This window comes from Oligoflexus sp., assembly GCF_035638955.1.
Classification (GTDB): domain Bacteria; phylum Bdellovibrionota_B; class Oligoflexia; order Oligoflexales; family Oligoflexaceae; genus Oligoflexus.
On sequence record NZ_DASQYZ010000497.1, the window covers coordinates 34,971 to 57,441 of the forward strand.

A 22,471-nucleotide genomic window follows, 5' to 3' on the forward strand; every position below is an offset into this window, starting at 1 on the left:
GGGCGGATATGGATAGCAAAAAATTTCTCGCTTTCTGGGGCTGGAAGAACCTGCCATGGAACGAGCCCATCGCCCTGGACCGCCTTTATTGGCAGGAACCCACTCAAATCATTTGCTCGCGCCTCTTGCTGTCGTTGCAACGAGCAGCCTCACTCTTTGTCCTCACAACGCCACCGGGTCACGGCAAAAGCACCTTTGGCCGTTGGCTCTATCACAATATCGATCAGGACCGGCACGATGTGGCCTTCTTTTCGCTGCTGCAAACCGAACAGAGCAGTGGCTGGCTCCTGCCGAAACTCGCCCAATATCTAGGCCTGGATCCTGCGACCAGCACCAATCGCAATGTATTGGCCCGTTTGCAGCAATCCCGTCTGCATGGAAAAATTCTGACCGTCATTATTGATGATGCGCATAAACTCAAGGAACCCGAAGCTCTTGATGAGATTCTGGCTCTGATCCAAGTGCAGTCGATCGCAGCGAATCACGTGAACTTTGTGCTGATCGGCAATCCACGTCTGAGCCAGGTGATCCAGATGACCGAAGGCTGCCAGCATCGATTGGCGCTGCTCGCCGACATGCCGGGTCTTGCGCGCAATGACATCATTCCCTACTTGAACTGGCGGCTGGATCAGATAGGATTGCCAGCCAAAGTCGTCGGGGCCGACGCGCATAATTATCTGATGGCCCAGGCGCCGATGAGTTTTGCGTGGCTTGAGAGCCTGCTTGAAGGCGCTCTTATGGAAGCTTTTCTGCGCGATCAGCGGGTCATTACCGCTGAAACCGTGCAATCGGCCGTTCAATATTTCGGGTGGTCGAAAGGTCTGATGGAGGATGCAGGTACGGAGATGCCGAAACCGGCCAAACCCATACCAGGCCGTCGCAAGCAGGCACCTGCCCAGGCTGGGAAATCTGGCGGAGGACAGCCTCCAACCTTGGATTTGAATTCTCTTTACTATAAGTCAAGCGGAGGTCATGATCCGGAGGAATCCTGATCCATGGCCAGGATCTAACAACACCAACAGCTCCGGACCCATTCCCGAGCTGCTTTCATAATCGAAGCAACTGTGTTTCAAGCTTTCAAAAAGCTGATTATCGCCGTCGGTGTGCTCTTGGCACTGGCCTACATTGGCAATTTGTTGATCGATAATCCCTATGTGCATGGCCTGATTCGCAACGCCATCAACGAAAAACTTGAGCAGTACACGCATCTCTCCGTTAAATTCGAAGCGATTAATGCCAAGTTTGTCCCACCCGGTTTTGATATCTATGGCGTTGAAGTTCGCTATCAAAAACCGGATGGCACGGATGAAACCCTGGCTCAGCTGGCTCATCTGCAGCTGCGTGTCTCGCTGCTGGCCTTGGTGCTCAGCAAGCCTGAGGTTTTTGATCTGGAAATCAATGAACCGCGTATCAGTCTTCCGTTGCCGCCGATTGAGCAACTGGTCAAGACCGATCAATTTCCGGATTGGAATAAACCCTCGGAACCGCCCAAGTGGCCCCTCGAATTTCCCATGCCTTTGAAACATGTGCGCATCGGCAATGCCACGATCAATGTGAAAATTCCTGATAGCAAACCCAACGCACCTGATCTTCTCTCGCTGCAGCTGGAGGGATTGAATGTTGATTTCACCTTCAGCACCTGGCAAAAATTTGATCTGGCCGTGCAGCTGAAACGCGGCAATCTCGGCATTGAAGGCGCTGATATCTTGCGGGATCTGAGTCTTGATCTCAACCTCAAGCAGGACAAGGATCAGATGCTGTCGCAGAAATTCATGATCGAATCGGATGATCTGCAGTCCTCGGGTCAGGTTCGACTCGTTTATGAAACGGAACTGATCAAACGCACCGGCGCCCTTCAGGATAAAAAAGCCAGGCAGTTGAAAGGTCTGCTCGTCCGTATTGATAATCAGGTGACGCGGGCCAACATCGGCATCCTCGGTCGCTACCTGGCCATTGATGAGACGGAAGGACGGGTCTTCGGCAACACCGAACTCCAGCTGCATATCCCTCTCGATGCCCGCGAACTGTCCTGGCGACTCGATGGCAAAGGCCAATCCGATTCCGCCCGCATCTTTGGTTTCAAACTGCTCGATTCTCAGTTGGATTTCAATATCACGGGCGAAGGCATGGCTTTTGAAGAAGCGCATGTGAGAAAAGGCACGCAGGAATTGGCCGCGGGCTCAGGCTTCATTGGCTTTACCAAGTCTGTCCCTTACCGCTTCAACATTCAGCCTAAGAATTTGGCTTTTACCGACCTGATGTCGGTGCTGGGCATCGATGACTTTGAAGCCTTCGGCGCCACCCTGGATTCACCGGAAGTCAAATTGGAAGGGGAAGCGCTGCCGTTTGCGATGAAGATCAGTGGACCAGCCCGTTTCTCGCAAATTTCGCTGCCCTTCGTTGCCGACCTGCCCAAGCGTTTTATGGAACCTCCGACCTGCCTCTTCCAAACGGCTCTGCATATTAACGCCAGCGCCCTCACCATCAGCAAAGGCGACGGTCAATGCTGGAAGTCGGTGCCCACGGATCGCGACCTGCCGAACGAAGGCGGTTCTCCCGTTCGATTGGGTGGTAAATTTTTCTTTTCAACCCAGAAAGGCATGGATTTCACCATCGATTCCCCGGGCCTCGACACGCCGATCCTGGAACACTTCCTCAAGCTGCCCACCAAGGGTATCGCCCAGGTCGAGACTCGTATCCGTGGTCCTTATGATCATCTCGGCATCGGCGGCAAGGTCAGCGGTCAGAACGTTGTGGTCGGTGGTTTTGATCTCAAGCAGATGGCCGCGACCTATCAACTCGATATCAACAGCAGCCTTCTGCATGTGGACGATCTGCACGTGAGTCTCGCCGAACAGGGCAAGGTCGCCGTCGATGGATTCGAAATGAAAATCGGGGCGCCGTTCGCCTTCAAGGCCAGCGTGGACGCCCAAAAGATTCCTGCTGAGTTCCTTGCGCAAGGCCTGAAGGAAAGCTTTCAAGTCGATAACCTCAGCCTTGGTTTTCCCTCGCTGCGGGGGACGATCAGTGGTCCGCTCCTGCAACCTTTTGCCTGGCGGGGTCATCTTGATTTTAGTATGAGCAAGCTCGTTCTGAGCGAAGAGGAGCTCCTCAGTGAAGCGGCAGGGACCATCAGCAGCGATGAAAAAACCTGGTCGCTTGATAAGGCGTATGCACGCCTGGATCAACTGGAAGCACGGGCCACGCTGGATATCGTCAGACGCAGTGGCTCGGGGCCGAATAGCCATATTCTGCACGAATTGGGCATCCGACCGGCTGATAAGGTTCGCCTGACCGTCAAAACCATCAATCAAAATCTCAACACCTATCGCACGAATGAAGTGGCTCAGGAAGTGAATCACCTCACCAGTCTCCCTTACATCGGCAAATTTTTTACCGAACAAAAATTCGGCGGCCAGATCCAGTTGGAAGCCGATCTCGAAGGTCCGATTGACCATTTGCAGGGCAAAGTGGAAGGCGCTCTGGAACAGCCCTATGTCTGGGGCATTCCCATCTCGTCCTTTAGCCTGGCTGGTTTTGTCGATGGCTGGCAGCTCCACATTCCCGAACTCAGACACTCCGGTAATGCCCTGGTGGGACGCCTGAACATTGATTTCGGCAAGGCCTCGCTGCCCTACGATTGGTATTTCTACTTCAACCAGATGGATATCCGGGCTCTGCTCGGCGAATTTTTTGCCGAAGATCCTCGCAACTTTGCTTATCTGACCGCGGAATGGACCATGCGCGGTGAGTTGACTGATTTCTGGGGCTCCAAAGGGGAGCTCGTCTTGAGCCGCGTTCGATCCAAACTCTTCCGCAACCTCGGCAGTCGCACATCGTCGGTGGAGCTTAACAGCGATGAACCTATCAAGCTGAAAATAAGTCCCCAGGGTTGGACCCTGCCGGATAAAAGGCCGCTTAAACTTCAAGGTGAATACTTTGACCTGAGCTTTGAAGCTGGCAATAATCGTTTGCCGGATCAGCTTGATCTGTCCGTGCATGGCTCCGTCAAACTTGATCTGCTCAAAAACTTCAGTAACGTGGTGGAGACCGCGCGCGGTGAAGTCCTTATCGATGGCTATCTGCGCGGTTCGATCAGCAAACCGGATCTGTCCATCAAGCTCAAGGAAAAACGACTCGATCCCTTCAACGTTAAAGATTGGCAACCGGTCTCTGTCGGCCTCATCGACTATGGCCCTGCGCTGACAGGGATTTCCTTGGACGTTGAAATCAAAGACGATCGCGTCGTGGTCAATAAGTTCCGAGCCACCAAAGGTCGTGAAGGCAGCATGACCATGTCGGGTCAATTGAACTTCAATGATACCGGCGCTGACACGTCGCGCCTGAACATCGATCTCGATCGCATGGAATTCAATCGCCTGAACATTCCCGTGCTGAAGTCCGCGGATCTGACCTTAAGTGGCAACCTGGCTGTGACGGGTCACAAACTGCCTTTGAACCTGTCCGGCAGCCTTGAAATTGACCGCCTGCAATCGATTGGAAACTTTGACCTCAGAAAGCAGATCGTCACTTCGCTTTATGAAACCAAACTCAATTCCTCGGCTGTGGCCGCGTCTGAGCAAACACCCTTCGTCAACCTCGATGTTGGCATTGTGGCTGACAAATCCATCACCATAAAAAACAAGAGTCTGGAAGCCGTGCTTTCCGCCGATATGCGGGTCCGCGGCACCGACATGCAGCCCTTGCTCCTGGGTCAGATCATTGCCGATCGCGGGACGTTCAACTACCGACGAACCTTTAAGATCAATCAGGCTGTGATTTCCTTTGATGAACTTGTTTCACCGCCGAATCCGCGGCTCGATATTATCGGTGAAACCACAGTCAGCCCTTATAAAGTCGAAGTGCTGGTCAGTGGCAATTTGCAGGCGCCGCGCGTGCAGCTGACCGTCGATCCGCCGAACCGCGATGATGGTTCGCCGATCAGCAATCTTGATATTCTGATTTTGATCAGTACGGGGCGGATTCCTGATCAGGCCAATAAAACCACAGCGGAACGGGCCTCGATCAACGAGCTGGTGAGTTTCTTTGCAGCCTTTGCCGAGGAACCGATCGAAAAACTCTTTGACATGTCGGGGCAGACTGTCATCCGTGAAGTGTATTTTGACTCCTATCTGCCGGAGTCCGGCCAAAGACCGGTTACCCGTATTAACTTTCCCATCCGTCTGGGCGAAAATCTCAGCGCCGTCCTTCAGGTCGACGACGCTGCCAATACCAAGATATCGCTGGAATACATTCTCCACGAAGGCATTACGGTATCCGGAAGTTTGGACCAAACCAGCAACAAGCAAACAAATGAGCAGAAGAACCTTCCTGCCGACTCGGGTTTTGATCTAAAATTCCGTTTTGGCTTTGATTAAGGAGAGGTCTTTGCGTTTTCTTATCCTCATGAGCCTCAGCCTTATATGCAGCCTTGTCACCCTTCCTGGCATGGCCAAGCCCTGGGAATTCGTCCCGAGCAGTCGACCCTTGCGTCTGAATGCTGAGGAGTTGCGAAAAAACTTTCCCGACATTCAATCACCCGAGGATCTCAGCAATCTGCTCAAAGCTATCAGTCTGGCTGAACCGATGGCAGAAGTTACGGCAGAGGATGGTACGGACCGTATCCTCATCAAAGTCGTGACGACAGATACCATCAACGATATCCGCATCTATAGCTTGACCCGCAGTATTCGTCTTGAAGTGGAAAACAAACTCAACAAATATATCGGCCTGAGCGACTCGCAGGAGCTGCGCAAACAGCTGAGCGACGAGATTTTCAAAGTGCTCAAGGAGCAGGGTTATTATCTGGCCAAAGTGCAGATTGCCAAGCGACCTCATCGTGGCGGCGTTCTTTATGAGGCCGCCATCGATGAAGACTTTCCCTGTACCATCGCTCATATTGACTTTAGCTTTCGTCTGCCCAATGGCGTCCAAAACCCCTATAAAATAGGCATGTATTGCGATGCTGAAGAAATTCGCGGCCTGCTGACGCAACTGGAAGAATCTCTGGTGGATGCCGGTTACAATCAGCAGCGTATCCAAAGCCCGGATATCGTCTTCAACTCCCAAAACAATACAGCGACCCTTAAAATCCTCGGCAGCCTCGGCAAAAAAATTCTGGTCAAGATTAATAGCCCTATCAAATCGGCTGGACTCGTTTCAGCTGTTTTCGGGGATGATTTGAATTCCATTGATCCTTCGATCACCGATCCCGATGCCATGGCTTCTGAGATCACCCGTCAGTATAAGGCGCAGGGTTATGACGATGTGGAGATTCGGCAGCAACCGCAGCGCAATCCGGATCCTGAAACCATTGAATATCAATTTGATGTGAAGCCAGGCCCCGAGTATATGGTCACCGAGGTGCAGTTCGAAGGGCTCAATGCCCTGGCCCAGGAGGAAGCCACGGAAGCGATGGGCCTGAGTGCAGGACTCAGCAACCAGCCGATCTTCAGCCAGGATCTGACTCAAAAAGCCCGGGAAACACTCCAAGGCGTTTATAAGGAGCGGGGCTTTTGGGATGCCAAGGTCTTCGATCCACGCGTGATCAAAAACCCCAGTACGGGTGAAGTCAAACTCGTTTATGTCGTGAAAGAAGGCAAGCGTCGCCTGTTCGATGGCCTGGTGGTCACCGGCAATCAGGCGCTTCGGAACACTGATATTGAAGACATGCTGCTCGTTGATGAAAAAGATCCTCTGGCTTGGCAGCAGCTCATCGACTTTGAAAAAACCCTGCGAACGGCTTATCGAAATCAGGGTTATCTGCAGGTGCAGATGAATATTGAGCTGATTCAAAATCGTCAGTTTCGTGATATTGAAACCAAGGTTCTGCTCAATATTCAGGAAGGTCCTCGCGCCAAATTTGGGGAAATTTCCGTTAAGGGTCTCGTCAAAACGGATTCTGATATCGTGACGAGGGAGCTGCGCTTTAAAAATGGTGATTGGTTTGATCCGGCTCAGATCGAGGAAAGCCGTCAGGCCCTGGTTGATTTAGGTCTTTTTAGTTCCGTCAGTATCACGCCCAGCGAAAGCAACGCCACGGACAAGACCAACACCGTGGCCTATACCGTTATTATCCGGGAAGCACGATCCGGCACGGTCAGCTTCGGTCCGGGATGGAGCTTGAACGACGGTATGCGGTTTTCCATAGAAAGCGCTTACAACAACATCGGGGGCCGGGGTCGAAAAATCTTCAGCAAAGGTTCCTTGAATGAGGAAAAGACCCAGACGCCGTTGGCCGACAAAACCCTGCTCGGTCGTTATGTTGGAGTCGGTTATATTGAGCCCTGGCTTCTCGATTATCCCGTGGATGGAACCTTGACCTTCAACCATAAGGGACTGGCGCGCGACACCTCGTGGGAGGTGAGTCGCGCTGCGGAAGCCATAGCGAGTCACCGCATCCGAGGTTTCACCCCGCGTACCGATGTATCCTTGTTTACGCTTTATAAAGAGGTGCATGTTGAAGCGGAAGAAGGCGTTAAACGGGCCACGCTGATTGAATCAGGCAGCCTGCAGGTTCGGGAAATCGGCCTCCGTCATATCACAGACGGTCGGAATAATCTCGGCTGGCCCACCAAAGGCTTTCGCCTGGCCACCGAGTTCAGCGTCGCGGATTTTGTCTTTGGCGGTGATATCAAATATAATAAGTGGTCGATCGGCTATAACGTCTATCAGCAGATCTTCGAAAACTTTGTGGTCGCGGTGGGCACGAGCTATACCAGCTATAACAATATCAGAAGACGTGATGCTCCCAACGTTTTGCCCAACACCGAGCGTCTTTTGAGTGGCGGGCCGGATACCAACCGTGGCTTTCGGGAAAACAGCCTTGGTCCTGTTCTGATTGCCACCAGTCGTAACGATAAAACCGGCGCGATTGAACAAACCGATATCTTCGACGGCGGCTCACGTCGTGCCACGCAGCGTCTGGAATTTCGCTATCAATTGATTCAGGATGCTTTCGCGTTGACGACTTTTCTGGATGCGAACAATAGCTTCTTTTCGCCGACGGAAGAACGTTTGATTCGGGAGAATTTTGCCCAAACGCCACCGGATACGGAAATCAAGCCGCCCGAGCTGTATGACAATGAACCCTATCAGCTTGACGATCTGATACGTCACCCACAGTACCTCTGGACCAAAAACTACCTGTCCTATGGTCTCGCTGGTAACATTCTCACGCCACTTGGTTCCGCCAATATCTCCGTGGGCTGGCCCTGGAGACGTTGCCTGAATAATGCAGAGAACTGCCCTTACCCGCGAGGCAACAGCAACTACCGGCAGCTGCGCGGCGCGGTGATCGGCATCAACGTGGGCGCCACTTTTTAGTGCAGCGCGGCACGCAAGGCCCTGCTCACCTGCAGGCCGTGCCCTTTCTCTCCTCGAGAAAGAGCTCGACCTGAAGTCCCCCCATCCTTCGCCCCCACACCACAAGACCGCAAAGGTCTACACTCGTCTCGCAGCTTACCTGGCTGGATTCACTTTTGCTTTGAATTATGGTCTCAGTAGAGCAGATCTCATTGATCAATGCAAGGTTAAATTCATGTGCAAATCATTCATTCGCTTGAGAAATTTCAAATGGACCTGCGGTTAAACGCAGATCATTATCGTCTCCTGATTTCTTCAGCAGACCTTCAAATTAAGGTCCCGCCTTTGTTTCCGCTGCCCAAACCGAGGCATCATAACGGAACAGGGACCCGCTCTTGTAAAGGTCGGGGCGAAGCGTTGTCAGCCAAAGATTGCGCTCACTGTCGATGAACATATTGCTCAGATCCTTCAGCTGCTCCGGCAAACCAATATCGTCATCGTCTTTTAAATGAGCAATATGATAGCAGCTGGGCGCTTTGAAGCGCATAATCCTTTGTTCGCCTGGGCTGCCGATGAGCAATTCCTTGCGCACAGGATCCACAGCCAATCCGTAAAGTTCCTCAACCAGATGCCCCGGTAAACCATGCACAAAGCAGGCTCGCATGGCCTGGCAGCTGTTCATATTACGACCACGACAGCGAACTGTCATGAGCGGTGTCTCTGGAACGCGCAGCAGCAACAGAAACTGACTGCCGTCACCATCCTTCCAAAAGGTGGGAATGGCCGTAAGTCCCCCAAACAGTTCATTATTATCCTGTTGAACTTTGCCAAAGGCGCGTGTGAAGCCACGCCGCAGATCGGCAACTTCGCTGCGTGTCGGTTCCCCTCGCGGATCGCGGGGCGGACGGACCAGATCCAGAATCACATCCGCCGGACGGAGCCAGATTTTTTCTTCCTGATGCCAGAGTGCGAACTGCCGGAAGCCCGCATCCAGAAAAAACCAATGAGGGCCGAACGGCACGATCCCGCGGATCCGCTTTTCCTTTTCTTTCTCAGGAAAGGGCATTCGTTCGCTTTTATCGGTCGGATTATGCAAACTGCCAAAGCCCAAATCCTGTTCCTTGGCTTTTTCATCATAGTGGGACAGCAGAAAAAACTTCGTGGCTCGCGCACTGGTTAAAACCAGATCCTTATCGCGATGGACCGCGTAAAGGCCGTGTTCCAGGGCAACCTGAAAATGTCTAAGTTGGTCAAATGGCAGAACCCTGTTGGGCTTTTTTGCTGCGGCCAAAGCCGGCAGAGCCAGGCAGCTCATGAGCAGGCCAATCCACAGTCGCTTGCGATGCGGGAATTCCATATGCCACCCTTAATGGAGCTGTATTTTCATGATAAGATGGATGCAGCCACACTGTATAGTATTCGGTGACGTCACGGACAGGGAGTTCTCCGATGGAAGAAGCCCAATTGGTCGACAGCTATCTTCATAGCGCTCACGCTGCGGATCGCTTGCGCATTCTGCAGACGATGCGTGAAAAAAATATGTGGATGCCGATCTCGCTCAGCGCAGACCTGCTCAAACTCAAGCTCAATCCCGATGAACATATTGCCATTCTTCGCACCACCAGCGCCAAGCAGCGTCTGGCTTTTGAAGACTATCTGACAAGCCAACTGATGCGTTGGGATCAGAACGTGGCCTCTGCCGCGCTTTGGGAGTGGGCGTTACGCACCGACTGCATCATGTGGCATCGTACGCTGCCCCTCAGCCTTTCGTCGCTGACGCCGCAGCGCATGCGCTATACGCTTTTGGACCTCGCCTGGTTCGGCGGCGGTTTTCCTCTGATTCAAAAGCTTGTGGATATGGACGGCTTGGAGGATATGTCCGCCGCGTTCATTTCCTTGCTGTGCTTCCGCGCCTTGCAGTTCGGCGTGCATTCCGAGCGCGTGCTCAAGCTGGCAAAACAGGGTATTGAAGGCAGCTATCATGCCTCGTCCGTCGCGGAAAAAACGCTGCCTTATTTTCTGGCCTATGTTTTCCGCTATGACCCGCACTGGGCCAAAACCCAGAAGGTCAATCAATCTTTTAGCGGGATCTGGTCGCAATTCATGAATGCGAATCAGGAAGGCAAGCGCTGGGAAAAGGAACTCGCCATTCTGAATGAATTGGTGAAACGCAAGCCGGCGCCAACCGATGAAAAAACGATCGTTGAAAACTGGCCCAGTATCTGGGACCGCCATCATATCGAAGCGCCGATTCTGGGCTGGCTCTTTGAACAACTCGCAGACAAGAACTTCCCCGGGATCGCGGAGCAGAGCTGGGAATTCTTCGCCGGTGTGCAACCCAAAATTCTGCAGGATATGCTCCTGGCCAATACCAAGGTCAACGTGGTAATCCTGGCCTTGAATGTGGTCGGCCCTTTCCTGGATTACACGGCTCAGCTGAAAGTTCTGGAGCACCTGAAAAAACTGCTGCAATCCGTGCCCAACGCCGTCGAAAATCTGGCCAGCCTCCTGCCTCGCTACTCGGCCTTGCTCAATGCCGAAGTCGGTGACGCCAGTGTGTTTGGGAAAGTGTTCGAGGAACGTCAGCAGATGCTCGCGGCTTTCAACAAGGACAAGTCGGGCGACGTCAAAGGCCTGGGGCTTTGGGAAAAGGAATTTCCACCTCAGGACGCCAGCCGTCATACCTTTTTTGCCATTGCCTATCACGATAAAAAACTGCCCGATCCCAAGGGCGACGACATCTGGACCGCGCTGATCGCTGCGTGGAAAAATCCTGGGCCAGAACGGATCGAATCGCTTTCGACCAAAGCCCGTCAGGCTCCCGATTTATTTCAGATCTGCTTCATCGATACGCTCGGCCGCTTTCACGGTTCGGATGCTGCCGCGTTGAAACTCCTGGATTTCATCCGCAGTTCCGAAGAACCCGTTTTACGCTCGGTGATTTATGCGTTGCAAGGCATTGGGACCGTGCGCGCGTCCCAGGAATTGGTCGCCTTCCTGACCCGTCCTAACGTCAGTGCCAACCTTCAACTCGAGATCACGCAGCTGCTGCATGAGCTGGATGTCAGCCATCTGCAGGCGGAACTTCGCTCCGCCCTGAACGATCTGAACTACCGGACCATGCGTGACAGCATGCTGATCGAACTCCGTGATGCCATCTCAGGCCTCCTCGTGGTCGAGGACCATATCAAGCCGACGACGGCCAATCCCAATCTTCCGCAGCAGCCCACCACGATCGATCTCGATAAGATGCTGGCGCAGAAAATCGATCGTTACGAGCAGCTGTCCAGTGAAGTCAAACGCGCCTTGCGGACGGCTCAGTTCTTTCATCTGCAGGTGGAGCAGGCCGGCAATAACCTTGGCACCATCGACCTGAGCCCCGCCATCGATATGCAGTACAAAGCTTTGGAACTCAGCTTTCGGGAAAAGTTCGAGCAGCATTGCAGCGACCTGATCAGACAGGGCATCCTGCAGCGCAAACTCGATGTCATCGGCTATGCCCGTCCGATTCCATCAGCGATGGATGATTTCGAAGGCTATATCGAGCATCTGCCCATCATTAATACCATTCCCTTCTTTAGCCGCTTCAAATTGCGCAAAATGCTGCGGGCGATCTGCCAGTTCAGACCCGGCAAGCGTTTCACCCTGGACGGCCTCAAGGCCTTTGCCATCTTTTTCATCTGCTTCTCGCGCCAGGACTGTCGCTACGGGCTGGGCAAATTGTTCCCAGTCTCCAGCATGACCCCGGATGAGTTGCTGCATTTTTGCAAAGAGCTGCACGTATTCCAGGATTTCCGTAACCGCGCGGCTCATGAGGGTTTTCACCCGGACGCCAGCAACAATCTGGACAGTATCTGGAAAAGCACGGCCGCCATCATTCAAGGGATGTTCATCATTTCCGATGGATTGGAAGGGCAGCCAGCCAAGGGTACGATTCGTAAAATTGGCTAAAGTTGAAATAGCGCTTGGTGGAGAACCCAGACTCCTATGAACAGCAAAGAAAAACCAGTGGTTCTGATCGTCGAGGACAATCCCGCCGACGTGCTGACCTATAAGAAGTGCCTGGGACGAAGCTTTCAACTCGAAACCCTGCTCTCCGGCGAAGAGGCTTTGGGCATCATCGAACAGCTGAAGCCTGATGTGGTGATTCTGGATATCAACCTGCCCGGCATCTCGGGCTATGATATCTGCAAGGTGCTTCGAACACGGCCACTCAAGGACTATATCGGGATCGTCATGATCACCGCCAGCCAGGATCCGGAATCGATCGAAAAAAGCCTTTTCTATGGCGCCGATGCCTTTGGCAGCAAAGCCCAGGTGATCTTTCAGATCAAAGCTTTGGTCAAATCCGCTCTGCGCATTCGAGCGACCATGAAAGAACTGAGTGATGTGAATGCCAAGCTGCAAAGGGCCAACGAACGCTTGAAAAAGCTGTCGCTGACCGATGAACTGACCGGACTCTACAACATGCGTTTCATGGCTCGGCAGATTCGCAATGAATTCAAGCGTGCCGAACGCTATCAAAAATCCCTGTCCATGATCATGCTCGACATCGACAATTTCAAACGTGTGAATGATGCCTATGATCATCTCACGGGGTCGTATGTCATCGCCCAGATCGGCCAGGAGATCAGCGATTCCATTCGCCTGGATATCGACTATGCGGCCCGGTACGGCGGCGATGAATTTATCATCGTGCTGCCCGAAACGGATCTGCAGGGTGCCTGGATCGTAGCGGATCGCCTCCGGGCCAAGGTCGCCGAACGTACCTTCGATAACGGCCATCACAGTGTTCAGGTCACGCTTTCCCTTGGCATCGCCACCTTTGAAGGGACTGCCAAGAACATGCAAAATGTTGAAGAGCTGACGCGAACCGCAGACACGAGCCTTTTGCGTGCCAAGGAGGATGGCAAGAACATGGTCGTCGCCCTCCAGCCGCCCTCCAGCCGCCAGAAATCCGCTTCCTGAGAGCGGCTTTTCCTAATTTCATTGCGCACAATCCAACCAACTGAAAAGCCTGTGAGTCGCGGGCTTTATGTATCCCTGTTGTCCAACAGTGAGAAAAATGGTACCTAATCCTTGCAAAAAATGGGGATTTTTTGACTTTTGACTCATCTGAAGGATGTCATTATGGAACAAAAGGTAGCTCTTGTGACTGGAGCATCTCGTGGTATCGGCCGCGCTTGCGCCGAAGCTCTATCGAAACAGGGCTTTTTGGTTGCCATCCATTACCGTTCGCAGGAACATCTCGCGAAAGAAGCTGCGGATCAAATGCCTGGCTCGAAAATATTTCAGGCCGATCTCAGTAGCGAAGAACAATGCAAAGAACTCGCGAAAAAAGTGAAGGAAGCCTTTGGTCGCATCGATGTTTTGGTGAACAACGCCGGTATGAGTATCGATCAGCTGATCACATTCGCCAAGCCCAGCGACTTTGATCAGATCCTCGATGTGAATCTTAAATCAGTTTTCAACCTGGTCAAATCTGTGTCCAAGCACATGATGAAGCAAAAGTCCGGTCGCATTATCAACTTGACCTCAGTGGTGGGGCATACAGGTAACGCGGGACAGAGCATGTACGCCGCTTCCAAAGGTGCAATCACGGCGTTTACCAAGAGTATCGCCGCTGACCTCGCGAGCTTTGGCATTCTGGCCAACTGCGTGGCCCCTGGTTTCATCAAAACGGACATGACCGATGCCTTGCCGGAGCAAGCCAAGGAATCGATTCTGGGCAAGGTGCCGCTGAAACGTCTCGGCAATCCTGATGAAGTTGCCGCTTGCGTCTGCTTTCTCGCATCGGATGGCGCCTCGTATATTACAGGCTCGACTCTGCATGTGAACGGCGGGATGTATACCAACTGATAAAAGGACGGTAACCGATGACAGATTCAGCCGTATATATCCACGCCCTGGGACATTATCATCCAGATACTGTGGTCGATAACTCGTTTTTTGAAGAGCTCGACATCGGTTCGGAATCCTCCTGGGTTGTGGAACGAACCGGTATTGAAGCGAGGCGCAGCGTCCTGCAGCTGGACGATATAAGGGCCTTGCGTCGCGGTGAGAAAACGTTGAACCAGCTCCGGGACGAAGGTCGGGTGATGAGCATCGCCACGATGTCGGAACCCGCCTGGGCCTTGCTGCGGAGCCGTTATCCCGAACTGAAACCGGCAGCGATTGATGCCTTGATCTGCGGCACGTCGATTCCGGATTTTGATATCCCTGCGAACGCCAGTACGATTGCCAATCGCCTCGGCTTGAGTTGTCTGACCTTTGATGCCAACTCAGCCTGCAGTTCCTTTGTGCTGAATCTGCATCTGGCTCGCAGTCTGATCCTGTCAGGTGCTCATAATAAGATCGCTGTATTCAATCCGGAACGCTATTCGCTCCGGATGAATTTCACGGATCGCAATTCCTGCATTCTATTTGGTGATGGCTGCTCAGCGGCCATTATTTCAGGAGTAGCCAAGCCAGGCGCGCTCAAGCTGATCGATACGATCATTGTATCGGATCCGAGCGGGTACGATCTTGTGAAGATTCCCGACGGCGAATGCTTCTCGCAAAACGGCAAAGCGGTGCAGAAGTTTGCCATTTCCAAGACGCTGGAAACGACGCACAGTCTATTGGAACGCAATCGCTTGACGCCGAAAGATATCACTTATTTCACGGGTCACCAGGCGAACCTCCGCATGGTAACATCGGCTGCAGAACGACTTGGTTTCAGCGAAGACAAGCATCTGCACAACGTTGCAGCCTTGGGCAACCAGGGTGCAGCGGGCGCGCCCTCGGTGCTGTCGATGCATTGGGATCGCTTTAAACCCGGTGATCTGATGGTTCTGGCCGTAGTCGGCAGCGGTTTGACCTGGGGATCTGCGCTGTTGCAAAAAATTTGATCGAGCAAGGAAACACACTATGCGCAAACACCTCGTTTTTGGTTTCGTGACGGCCGCGTTCCTGGGGACAGCGATCGCGTGCGTCACGTCCCCTGAAACTGGCCGCACCCAACTGAGTCTGGTTCCCGAGAGCCAGATGACACAGCTCGGGGCTCAGGCTTATCAGGAGACGCTCAGTAAGTCCAAAGTCTCAAAAAATGCCGCACTCAATAAAGAAGTGGCCGAAATCGGTCGTCGCATCGCCCAGGCCAGTGGCGTGGATTATGATTGGGAATTCACAGTCATTGATGAGCCGCAGACTGTGAATGCCTTCTGTCTGCCCGGGGGCAAGGTTGCTGTTTATACCGGCATCATTCCAGTAGCGAAAAACAACGCCGCTCTCGCTGCTGTGATGGGCCATGAAGTCGCTCACGCCGTGCTTCGTCATTCCGGTGAACGCATGAGCCAGCAAATGGTCATGCAGATGGGCCTTGCGGCAACGACTCTGACTTTTTCCGATTCCAAATATAAAAATACGATAGCCGGTCTGCTCGGTGTTGGAGCCCAATTCGGCATCGCCTTGCCGTTCAGCCGCTATCACGAATCCGAAGCCGATCGTGTGGGGCTTGAGTACATGGCTAAAGCCGGCTACGATCCGCGGGAAGCTGTGGGTCTTTGGGAACGTATGGGAGCCATGGGAGGCGGCAGCCGCCCTCCCGAAATCCTCTCCACCCACCCCGATCCCGCGCGCCGCGCCAAGGAATTGGGCCAGCACATGCCCAAGGCCTTGAGCCTTTATCAGAGCTCACCGCTCCGCTCGGCGACCAAAAGCCTTTAATCACAAGTCTCAATCGGAACCCATGCCGCAGCACGGCTTGGGTTCCCATACACCGCGAATTCATCAAACAGCCGTTGGCAACCAGGTCCGATCGAATTCTCCAGACAGCCTTTTGAAAGCCTTGGTTTTTTCGAAAAACCGCTTAAATTTTCTTTACTATCTTCGTATTGCAACGCCACCTAGAATCCCCCCTCTACTGATTTCCGCCAGCTTGCTCAAAATTCCATAACTTACACCGAACAGTAGGTGTGGAGTTTTATCAGATTTGAATTGGAACCGGCATGCGTGCAAAGATTTTGAAGAGCCTGGGCAACCGAACCGCTGTCTACATTTTTGTGGTCAGTGGCCTCATCGCGGTTTTTGCCAGCGTGATTCAAATCTATATCGAGTACAGTAAGGACGTGGATCGTGTGAAATCCCGTTTTGAATTGATAGAAAGCAGCTACATTCCGGCTGTCGCTGCTTCGCTCTGGCAAATTGATGAAGATCAGGCTCGATTGATCCTGGCCGGCATCAAAAGCCTTCCCGACGTAGCTTATGTTGAAATTAAATCCAAAGACTCCGATTTCTTTGCGTCTCTGGGTGAAAAATCGGGCTCGCGTTACATGACCCGCCAGGTGGAAGTCACCTACAATAATCACGAGCAGCGGCCTGTAACCATCGGCACGTTGACGATCAGTCTCACTCTCAAAGCCGTCATCTCCAGGACCTACGGCCTGTCCTTGAACATTCTGATCACCAACATTCTTAAAACACTGCTTCTGGCCGTCTATGTCGTGTTCCTGCTCCGCAAACGCATCACCCGGCATCTCATCCACATCGCCAAATATCTGGAATCCAATGATCAGTCGCAGCCGCTGAAATTGGCCCGCAGCCAGTCCACCGAAGACGAGCTCGATGTGATGGTCCAAAGCATCAATACCAAAAACAATGAGATTCAGGACAAAATCCAAACCATTGAAAACCACAAGCTGGAGCTCCAGAACTCTGTGGATGAAAAGACTCAGGCACTGACCAAAACCGCGGAAACCAAGGCCACCTTGCTCCGCGTCCTATGCCATGATTTATCCAACCCTCTTGTGCTGATCACAGGCCTTCTCGAATTGTTCGCCAACAACCGCATTCCCGATGAAAAAAAGCAGGCCAAATACAAAACACTCTCGCGCGCGGCTCAACTCATGGCCGACATTCTGTGCAACGTGCGTGAGATGGAAGCGGTGGACTCGGGCAAGCGCAGCATTACGATAACTCCGGTCAACCTGGATCGTATGTTCGACGACCTGAACCTGATCTTCCGCGATCGCCTGAGTGAAAAGCAGATTTGCCTCGAAATCGAAAACGAACTGCCTGGCGGCATTGGCGTCCTGGCTGATCCTGTTTCCTTGAGCAATCACGTCTTCAATAACCTCGTCTCCAACGCCTTGAAATTCTCGTTTCCAGGCTCCACCGTACACGTCCTGGCCCGCGTGGAAGAGGATCTGGTGCACGTTTCCATCACAGATACTGGCGTGGGCATGTCCGAGGAAATTGCGGGAGCCATCTTTGATCCCACACGCCAGACCACCCGCCCCGGGACAGCTGGGGAAAAAGGCACAGGCTTTGGCATGCCGATCGTTAAATCATTCGTGGAAAAATATGGCGGTCGGATTCAGGTGGAAAGCGTCTCAGCCGAGATCAATCCGTCAGCGCACGGGACCACCTTTCATCTCTATCTGAAGAAAGCCCGCCTCATACCGGATATCGACGCGATTTCAACCCAGGCAGTCGGTTAAGCTCGAAGCAAAAAAACAGGGCTGGACATTCCATCGAATGGGAACGCCAGCCCGTTGTAGAGACCTTTGGATTAGAAGCGGAACCGTGCGACCAGAGCATCATGGTCCGAAATCTTGTCCATGTAGTCTGAGTTCAAGTGCACGATATCCAATTCCGGTTCAAAATTCAGCAAGGCCTTGCTCGCCATAACATGGTCGATCGCCGAAGCGTTGCCATCATAATTAGCCGTGTACCATTGATTCTTAGGTACCAGGTCGCCGTAAGTCATCAGGTTCTGCATGAAGTCACCGGCCAGAATCTTCATCGAAGGTTCATGCCAGTAGGCATTGAAGTCACCGAGCACCATGACTTTGGCATCACGATCCTGAGCCATCAGATCCGCGATAAAGCGGTTGATGCGGCCCGTGAGCTTGGCACGATCGAAATCGGAGCGGAAGATCACCGGCTGTTCAATCGACCAGGGACTGGAATCACCGAGCTTGGAGTTCAAGTGAACGCCAATGACGTAAAACCTTTGACCCTTGAATGAAAATTCCGCTACCAAAGGCTTTCTTGTGCGGGTGAAAGCGGGATCGTTCGGGAAGAGACGACCTGGATTCTGGTTCAGGCGACCGCCTGGCAGAACAAAGGTCTCATCCATGGGACCGGCATTACCGATTTGCTCAAACTGCACGCGCGCGGCGTTGTAGATCATCGACACACGAATGTTGCCACCTGGCTCGCCGCCATCCGAGTTGGGCACGGGATCAATGTTTAAAGGCCGATAGTCCGAACCAGGGCAGTTTATACTTTTGATGATGGAACTCAGTGTAATATCCGCCGCGGATCCTTCACCGAAGTCGACACCGTTGTTATCCTGAATCTCAGGCAGGTTGAGCACATCCGGGCAACGCAGATTGGTGCTGATCGCCTGGCCGAGTCGCTTGATGCGTTCGTCCAGAATACCAGCAAGGTTCTCAACGTTAAACGTGCCTATGGTCACATGATCCTGATCGCCGACAAAACGAGCCTTGGGTTTCTCGGCCAGCGATTTCACGCTCGAGGTCGACGAAAACTGACCCGTCACAAACATGGCAAATTCACCGTCACCGAAGGTATTCGTTTGGAAACTCAGAATACCCTGGAGGTTGTAGGAGAACTTATCGCCAATATTAAAGACATAGTCAGGGCTCACGCGCGGAGCCAGTTCGCTGCTTGAAATACGAATCACTTCGGGGTTGTAGTCATTCACCAGCGGGTTCAGAAGGAGTCCATTGGCACCCGACAGCTGCTCAGCCGGACTGGAACCTTCAGGACGAACATAAAGGGTAAGATAACGCTTGCTGTCATCATACTTTTCCTTGCCGCCGCGGAAACCCACGACTTCAGGACGAATGATTTCAATCAGCATGCCTTCCAGGCTTTCCCAGAAGTCCAAACCATCGGCAAGATTGAGCGTAGGCTTTTGGTTGATGTTGCCGCGATAGCTCGACACCACCGCATTCGGCACCTGAAGCTGATCGGGACCGATTTTCACCGTTTCCGGTAAAGTCACACCTCGGTCGAGAATCGTGAGATTGGAAACTTCACGAATGGCGGTCCGGGTCAACCCCTGTGCTGTCATGACTTCATAAACCGTACCTGTGACCTGAATCTTGACCCGAGCTTCCAGATCGGATCGCGAACCCGGCAGGTACACGTTGATGGCATTCGACGTCAGAGGCTTGCTATCATCGTTCAGCGTTTGAATGTAGAGCTCGGTCCCACCCTCTTCAATCTCGGCCACAGCGGTAATCACACCCTCGGTCGTGACTGTTTTGCCACGATAGGGGGAGAGATGCGCTTCACCTTGAAGTTCGGGAATGGACAGAACGCCTTCAACGCCGCCCTTGTTGTTCATGCGGATCGTTGCACGTTCTTCATTCAGAAGGGGCAGACTCTTCATTTTCTGCAGATACTTTTTCAAAGTATCCTTGGCTGAATAATCACCGGGTTCAAACTGGAAATTGTTTTCAAAGCTGTTGCCATAGCGATAGCCTGGAAACGGACTGAAGAAAGCTTCATTGCTGATGGCCACGCGGTAGTTGGCCCGCTCTTCCAGGGGCAGACCATGGGGTCTGGTCACCTGATAGATGGTCGGCAGACCGCCTTCGTACTGAATATCGTATTCCACACCCGCGACCTGAACGTCGACGCGATAGTATTTGTTACTACGATTCAGAATAAAGTCGCGAATTTCCGAGCCGCGCAGGGTGCCCACGCGGAACGTGTCCTTGTCACCCGATGGATAGATCGGCAGCAGCTGCTGATCGATCTCTTCTTCCGTCAGATTTTTGCCAAGAATCGCATAGCCGTTCGAAGGCAGAAAGTCGCTGGGATAGAAGACGATGTCCACGTCCAGCTCTTTTTGCATCGCCGTGGTGATCAGATTTCCCGCCAGGTTGGACCGAAGAAAACGATCACTGGTATCGATCAATATGGGCGCGTCTTCACGCGGATCCGCGTCGTCCACACAGGACAGGGATCCGAACATCAGAACGAGCGCCGTCAGATGTTTGTTCAGTTTCATGGTTGACCCTTTTTCAGCCGGCCGGTGGAGTCAAAACCACCGGCTCCATTTTCAAGGTGCCGTTGCCTTCGAGCTGCAATGAGTCCACTTGCCACGATGGGTAGTCCGTCGCGACAGGCATCTGGTACCGGAAACCAATCACAATCTTCTTGCCCGCGTATTTGCTCAGGTCAAAGACCTCAGAATTTTCAAACACGAACTTGGGACTGTAAGTCGGAACCTTGGTCACAGGAACCTGCTCCCACTGAGCGGTCGCCAGGCTGCTGATGGTGTCATCGGTCGTCACCCAGATGGTGATGATGTCAGCCGTGGCCGGGGCCTTGTTGATTGTATGACGGAACCAGAACTGAGGCTTCTGCACGTCGGTCAAATCAAATCGGGGACTGGCGAGCCAGCTGGTGGTTTCACTGCCCGCCACTTTCAGGCAGCAAGGCGTGGTGCGACCGGGAATCGTAAACACGTTCCAACCGTTGGCGGCAGTGCCAACCGTTTCGACGTTAAATTCCGTCAGACCCGTGTCCTTGAACACTTTCTTATAGAGGCTGGGAACAGTCGGCTCAGGATTCGGCGTTGGAGTGGGAGTCGGGGTCGGCGTTGCGCTGCCAAGCGTATCCACCGTAACGGGATCAAAGCTCAACGTTCCGTTGCCCAGAATCTGCAGCGAATCGATTTCCCAGGTTGGCCAGCTGGTGGTCTCACCCTGCTGATATTTGAAGGCGATGACAATCTTTTTGCCTGCATAACGGCTCAGATCAACCTTCTCAGTATCTTCGAACACGTACTTGGGATTGTAGTTCGGTGCCTTGGTAAAGGTAACCTGCTCCCAATTCACTTTCGAAAGATCCGCAACCGATTCGTCGGTCGTGATCAGCACACTGATGACAGAAGCGTTCTCGGGAGCCTTGTTGATAGCCTGGCGGAAGAAGAACTGTGGGTTCTGCACCTTGCTCAGGTCATAGCGAGGGCTGAGGAGCCAGCTTGTTGTGTTACTGCCGCCGACTTTGGAACAGCAGGAATCGCCGGACGCATACTTGAAGATGGTCCAGCCGGTTGGCTGCTGAGCAGGGGCAATCGTAAAGTTCGTGAATGCAGAATTGCGGAAGCTCTTGACGTAAGGCAAAGGCAAATCACGGGCTGGGCCGCTGGGCTCACCCGAGTCACCGTTGCCATTACCGGCGCCGCCGCCAGCCAAGCTCAAGGGCTCATAGGTCACCTTACCGGTTCCGAGCAGACTGAAACTGGCGATCTGCCAGGCGGATTTAGCATTGGCGGGCATAAACTTCAGCTTCTCACCATCCAATTTGAAAGCCACGACAATCTTCTTGCCTTCATAAGCTTTCAAACTCACAGCTTCACTCTTACGATAGTTATAGCTGCTGCCATCGGGCATCGACGAAATCTTGATCGATTCCCAGGTCGCTTTCTCGGGATCACCTGACACATAGTCCTGCGACACGAGATACATGACACCATCAAGGAACGGCAAACCGCGATCGTTGATCGCCTGATCCACCATAAACGCGGGACTGCCAACCTGTGTCAGATCCAGGCGTGGTGACATCAGCCAGGCCGAGGTCTTGCCATCACCAATCGCATATTTCTTGTCACGTGTGCCGTCGATGCGCCAGATTTTGGTCGCCGTGAAGGGGGCGATTTCATAATTGAAGACTTTAACGAAGAGAGCGCGCTCAATACCATCGAGAGTCTTGCCCTGCAAGGTGGCAATCGAATCCAGAGTGGTACGCAGCTGCTGATCCAGACCGCCGAGACGGGCGCGGTCATCTTCCAAAAGGTTCAGCTTATCGTAGACAAGGAAGGCTTGATAAAGCTGGGACAGAGCGTCCGCATCGTACGGATTGCTCTTCAGGCGATAGGTTGAAATCTTAAGGTCAAAGAGGTTCTGCTTCAACTCCGACCGATCACGCTCGGTCGCACTTTTCAGCAGAAAGCCCTGGGCCATATCCTGCTCAACGGTTTGCACAGCGGCAAGCAGGTCTTCGATGGACTTAACCTGCTCGGTCTGTCCTGAACGATTCTTACTGTCATCGGAACAGCTGGTCAGAATCGGGGAGCAGACGAGAGCAAGAGCTAAACTCATAACTCGAATCGTTTTCATAGGGAGCCCCTTATTCGGCTATT

The 22,471-nt window shown here is 52.9% G+C and carries 12 protein-coding genes; 9 read left to right on the forward strand and 3 right to left on the reverse strand.

The features are described 5' to 3' along the window. Positions 1–8: 8 nt before the first annotated feature. The 3 genes from VE954_RS40400 (at position 9) to VE954_RS40410 (ending at position 8,325) form a co-directional block, all read left to right on the forward strand. Positions 9–992, forward strand: a complete 984-nt coding sequence (locus tag VE954_RS40400; protein WP_324963915.1) for an ATP-binding protein — start codon at positions 9–11, stop codon at positions 990–992. A gap of 72 nt (positions 993–1,064) precedes the next feature. Beyond that, entirely contained in the window at positions 1,065–5,378 is a 4,314-nt protein-coding gene (locus VE954_RS40405; RefSeq protein WP_324963917.1) for a translocation/assembly module TamB domain-containing protein, read from the forward strand. A gap of 10 nt (positions 5,379–5,388) precedes the next feature. Continuing rightward, complete coding sequence (locus VE954_RS40410; RefSeq protein WP_324963918.1) at positions 5,389–8,325, forward strand: BamA/OMP85 family outer membrane protein; 2,937 nt, start codon at positions 5,389–5,391, stop codon at positions 8,323–8,325. 310 nt (positions 8,326–8,635) lie between these two features. Here the strand turns inward: VE954_RS40410 and VE954_RS40415 are convergent, their stop codons facing one another. Beyond that, complete coding sequence (locus tag VE954_RS40415; RefSeq protein ID WP_324963921.1) at positions 8,636–9,661, reverse strand: hypothetical protein; 1,026 nt, start codon at positions 9,659–9,661, stop codon at positions 8,636–8,638. 92 nt (positions 9,662–9,753) lie between these two features. Here VE954_RS40415 and VE954_RS40420 point away from each other — a divergent pair, with 92 nt between their 5' ends. The 6 genes from VE954_RS40420 (at position 9,754) to VE954_RS40445 (ending at position 17,783) form a co-directional block, all read left to right on the forward strand. Continuing rightward, positions 9,754–12,255: a hypothetical protein gene (locus VE954_RS40420; protein ID WP_324963923.1), complete on the forward strand. Its 2,502-nt coding sequence runs from the start codon at positions 9,754–9,756 to the stop codon at positions 12,253–12,255. Positions 12,256–12,291: 36 nt separating this feature from the next. Continuing rightward, a complete protein-coding gene (locus VE954_RS40425) occupies positions 12,292–13,272 on the forward strand; it encodes a diguanylate cyclase (protein ID WP_324963925.1) in 981 nt (326 codons plus the stop codon). 162 nt (positions 13,273–13,434) lie between these two features. Next, on the forward strand, positions 13,435–14,163 hold the full coding sequence (fabG, locus tag VE954_RS40430) for a 3-oxoacyl-[acyl-carrier-protein] reductase (protein ID WP_324963926.1): 729 nt from the start codon (positions 13,435–13,437) through the stop codon (positions 14,161–14,163). 17 nt (positions 14,164–14,180) lie between these two features. Further along, positions 14,181–15,194, forward strand: a complete 1,014-nt coding sequence (locus tag VE954_RS40435; protein ID WP_324963928.1) for a ketoacyl-ACP synthase III — start codon at positions 14,181–14,183, stop codon at positions 15,192–15,194. Between the two features lie 19 nt (positions 15,195–15,213). Beyond that, positions 15,214–16,011 carry a M48 family metallopeptidase gene (locus tag VE954_RS40440; protein ID WP_324963930.1) on the forward strand — a complete coding sequence of 266 codons (798 nt, stop codon included), beginning with the start codon at positions 15,214–15,216 and terminating at the stop codon, positions 16,009–16,011. A 281-nt stretch (positions 16,012–16,292) separates the two neighbouring features. Further along, complete coding sequence (locus VE954_RS40445; protein ID WP_324963932.1) at positions 16,293–17,783, forward strand: ATP-binding protein; 1,491 nt, start codon at positions 16,293–16,295, stop codon at positions 17,781–17,783. A gap of 71 nt (positions 17,784–17,854) precedes the next feature. Here the strand turns inward: VE954_RS40445 and VE954_RS40450 are convergent, their stop codons facing one another. Then, entirely contained in the window at positions 17,855–20,332 is a 2,478-nt protein-coding gene (locus tag VE954_RS40450; RefSeq protein WP_324963934.1) for an endonuclease/exonuclease/phosphatase family protein, read from the reverse strand. Positions 20,333–20,345: 13 nt separating this feature from the next. Next, positions 20,346–22,448: a choice-of-anchor J domain-containing protein gene (locus tag VE954_RS40455; protein ID WP_324963936.1), complete on the reverse strand. Its 2,103-nt coding sequence runs from the start codon at positions 22,446–22,448 to the stop codon at positions 20,346–20,348. Positions 22,449–22,471 lie beyond the last annotated feature (23 nt).

Bases quoted from the DNA above. Each gene is read 5' to 3' on its own strand.
- VE954_RS40400 (WP_324963915.1), top strand. From the start codon at position 9: ATGGATAGCAAAAAATTTCTCGCTTTCTGGGGCTGGAAGAACCTGCCA.
- VE954_RS40415 (WP_324963921.1), bottom strand. From the start codon at position 9,661: ATGGAATTCCCGCATCGCAAGCGACTGTGGATTGGCCTGCTCATGAGC.
- VE954_RS40420 (WP_324963923.1), top strand. From the start codon at position 9,754: ATGGAAGAAGCCCAATTGGTCGACAGCTATCTTCATAGCGCTCACGCT.
- VE954_RS40425 (WP_324963925.1), top strand. From the start codon at position 12,292: ATGAACAGCAAAGAAAAACCAGTGGTTCTGATCGTCGAGGACAATCCC.
- fabG (WP_324963926.1), top strand. From the start codon at position 13,435: ATGGAACAAAAGGTAGCTCTTGTGACTGGAGCATCTCGTGGTATCGGC.
- VE954_RS40435 (WP_324963928.1), top strand. From the start codon at position 14,181: ATGACAGATTCAGCCGTATATATCCACGCCCTGGGACATTATCATCCA.
- VE954_RS40440 (WP_324963930.1), top strand. From the start codon at position 15,214: ATGCGCAAACACCTCGTTTTTGGTTTCGTGACGGCCGCGTTCCTGGGG.
- VE954_RS40445 (WP_324963932.1), top strand. From the start codon at position 16,293: ATGCGTGCAAAGATTTTGAAGAGCCTGGGCAACCGAACCGCTGTCTAC.
- VE954_RS40450 (WP_324963934.1), bottom strand. From the start codon at position 20,332: ATGAAACTGAACAAACATCTGACGGCGCTCGTTCTGATGTTCGGATCC.
- VE954_RS40455 (WP_324963936.1), bottom strand. From the start codon at position 22,448: ATGAAAACGATTCGAGTTATGAGTTTAGCTCTTGCTCTCGTCTGCTCC.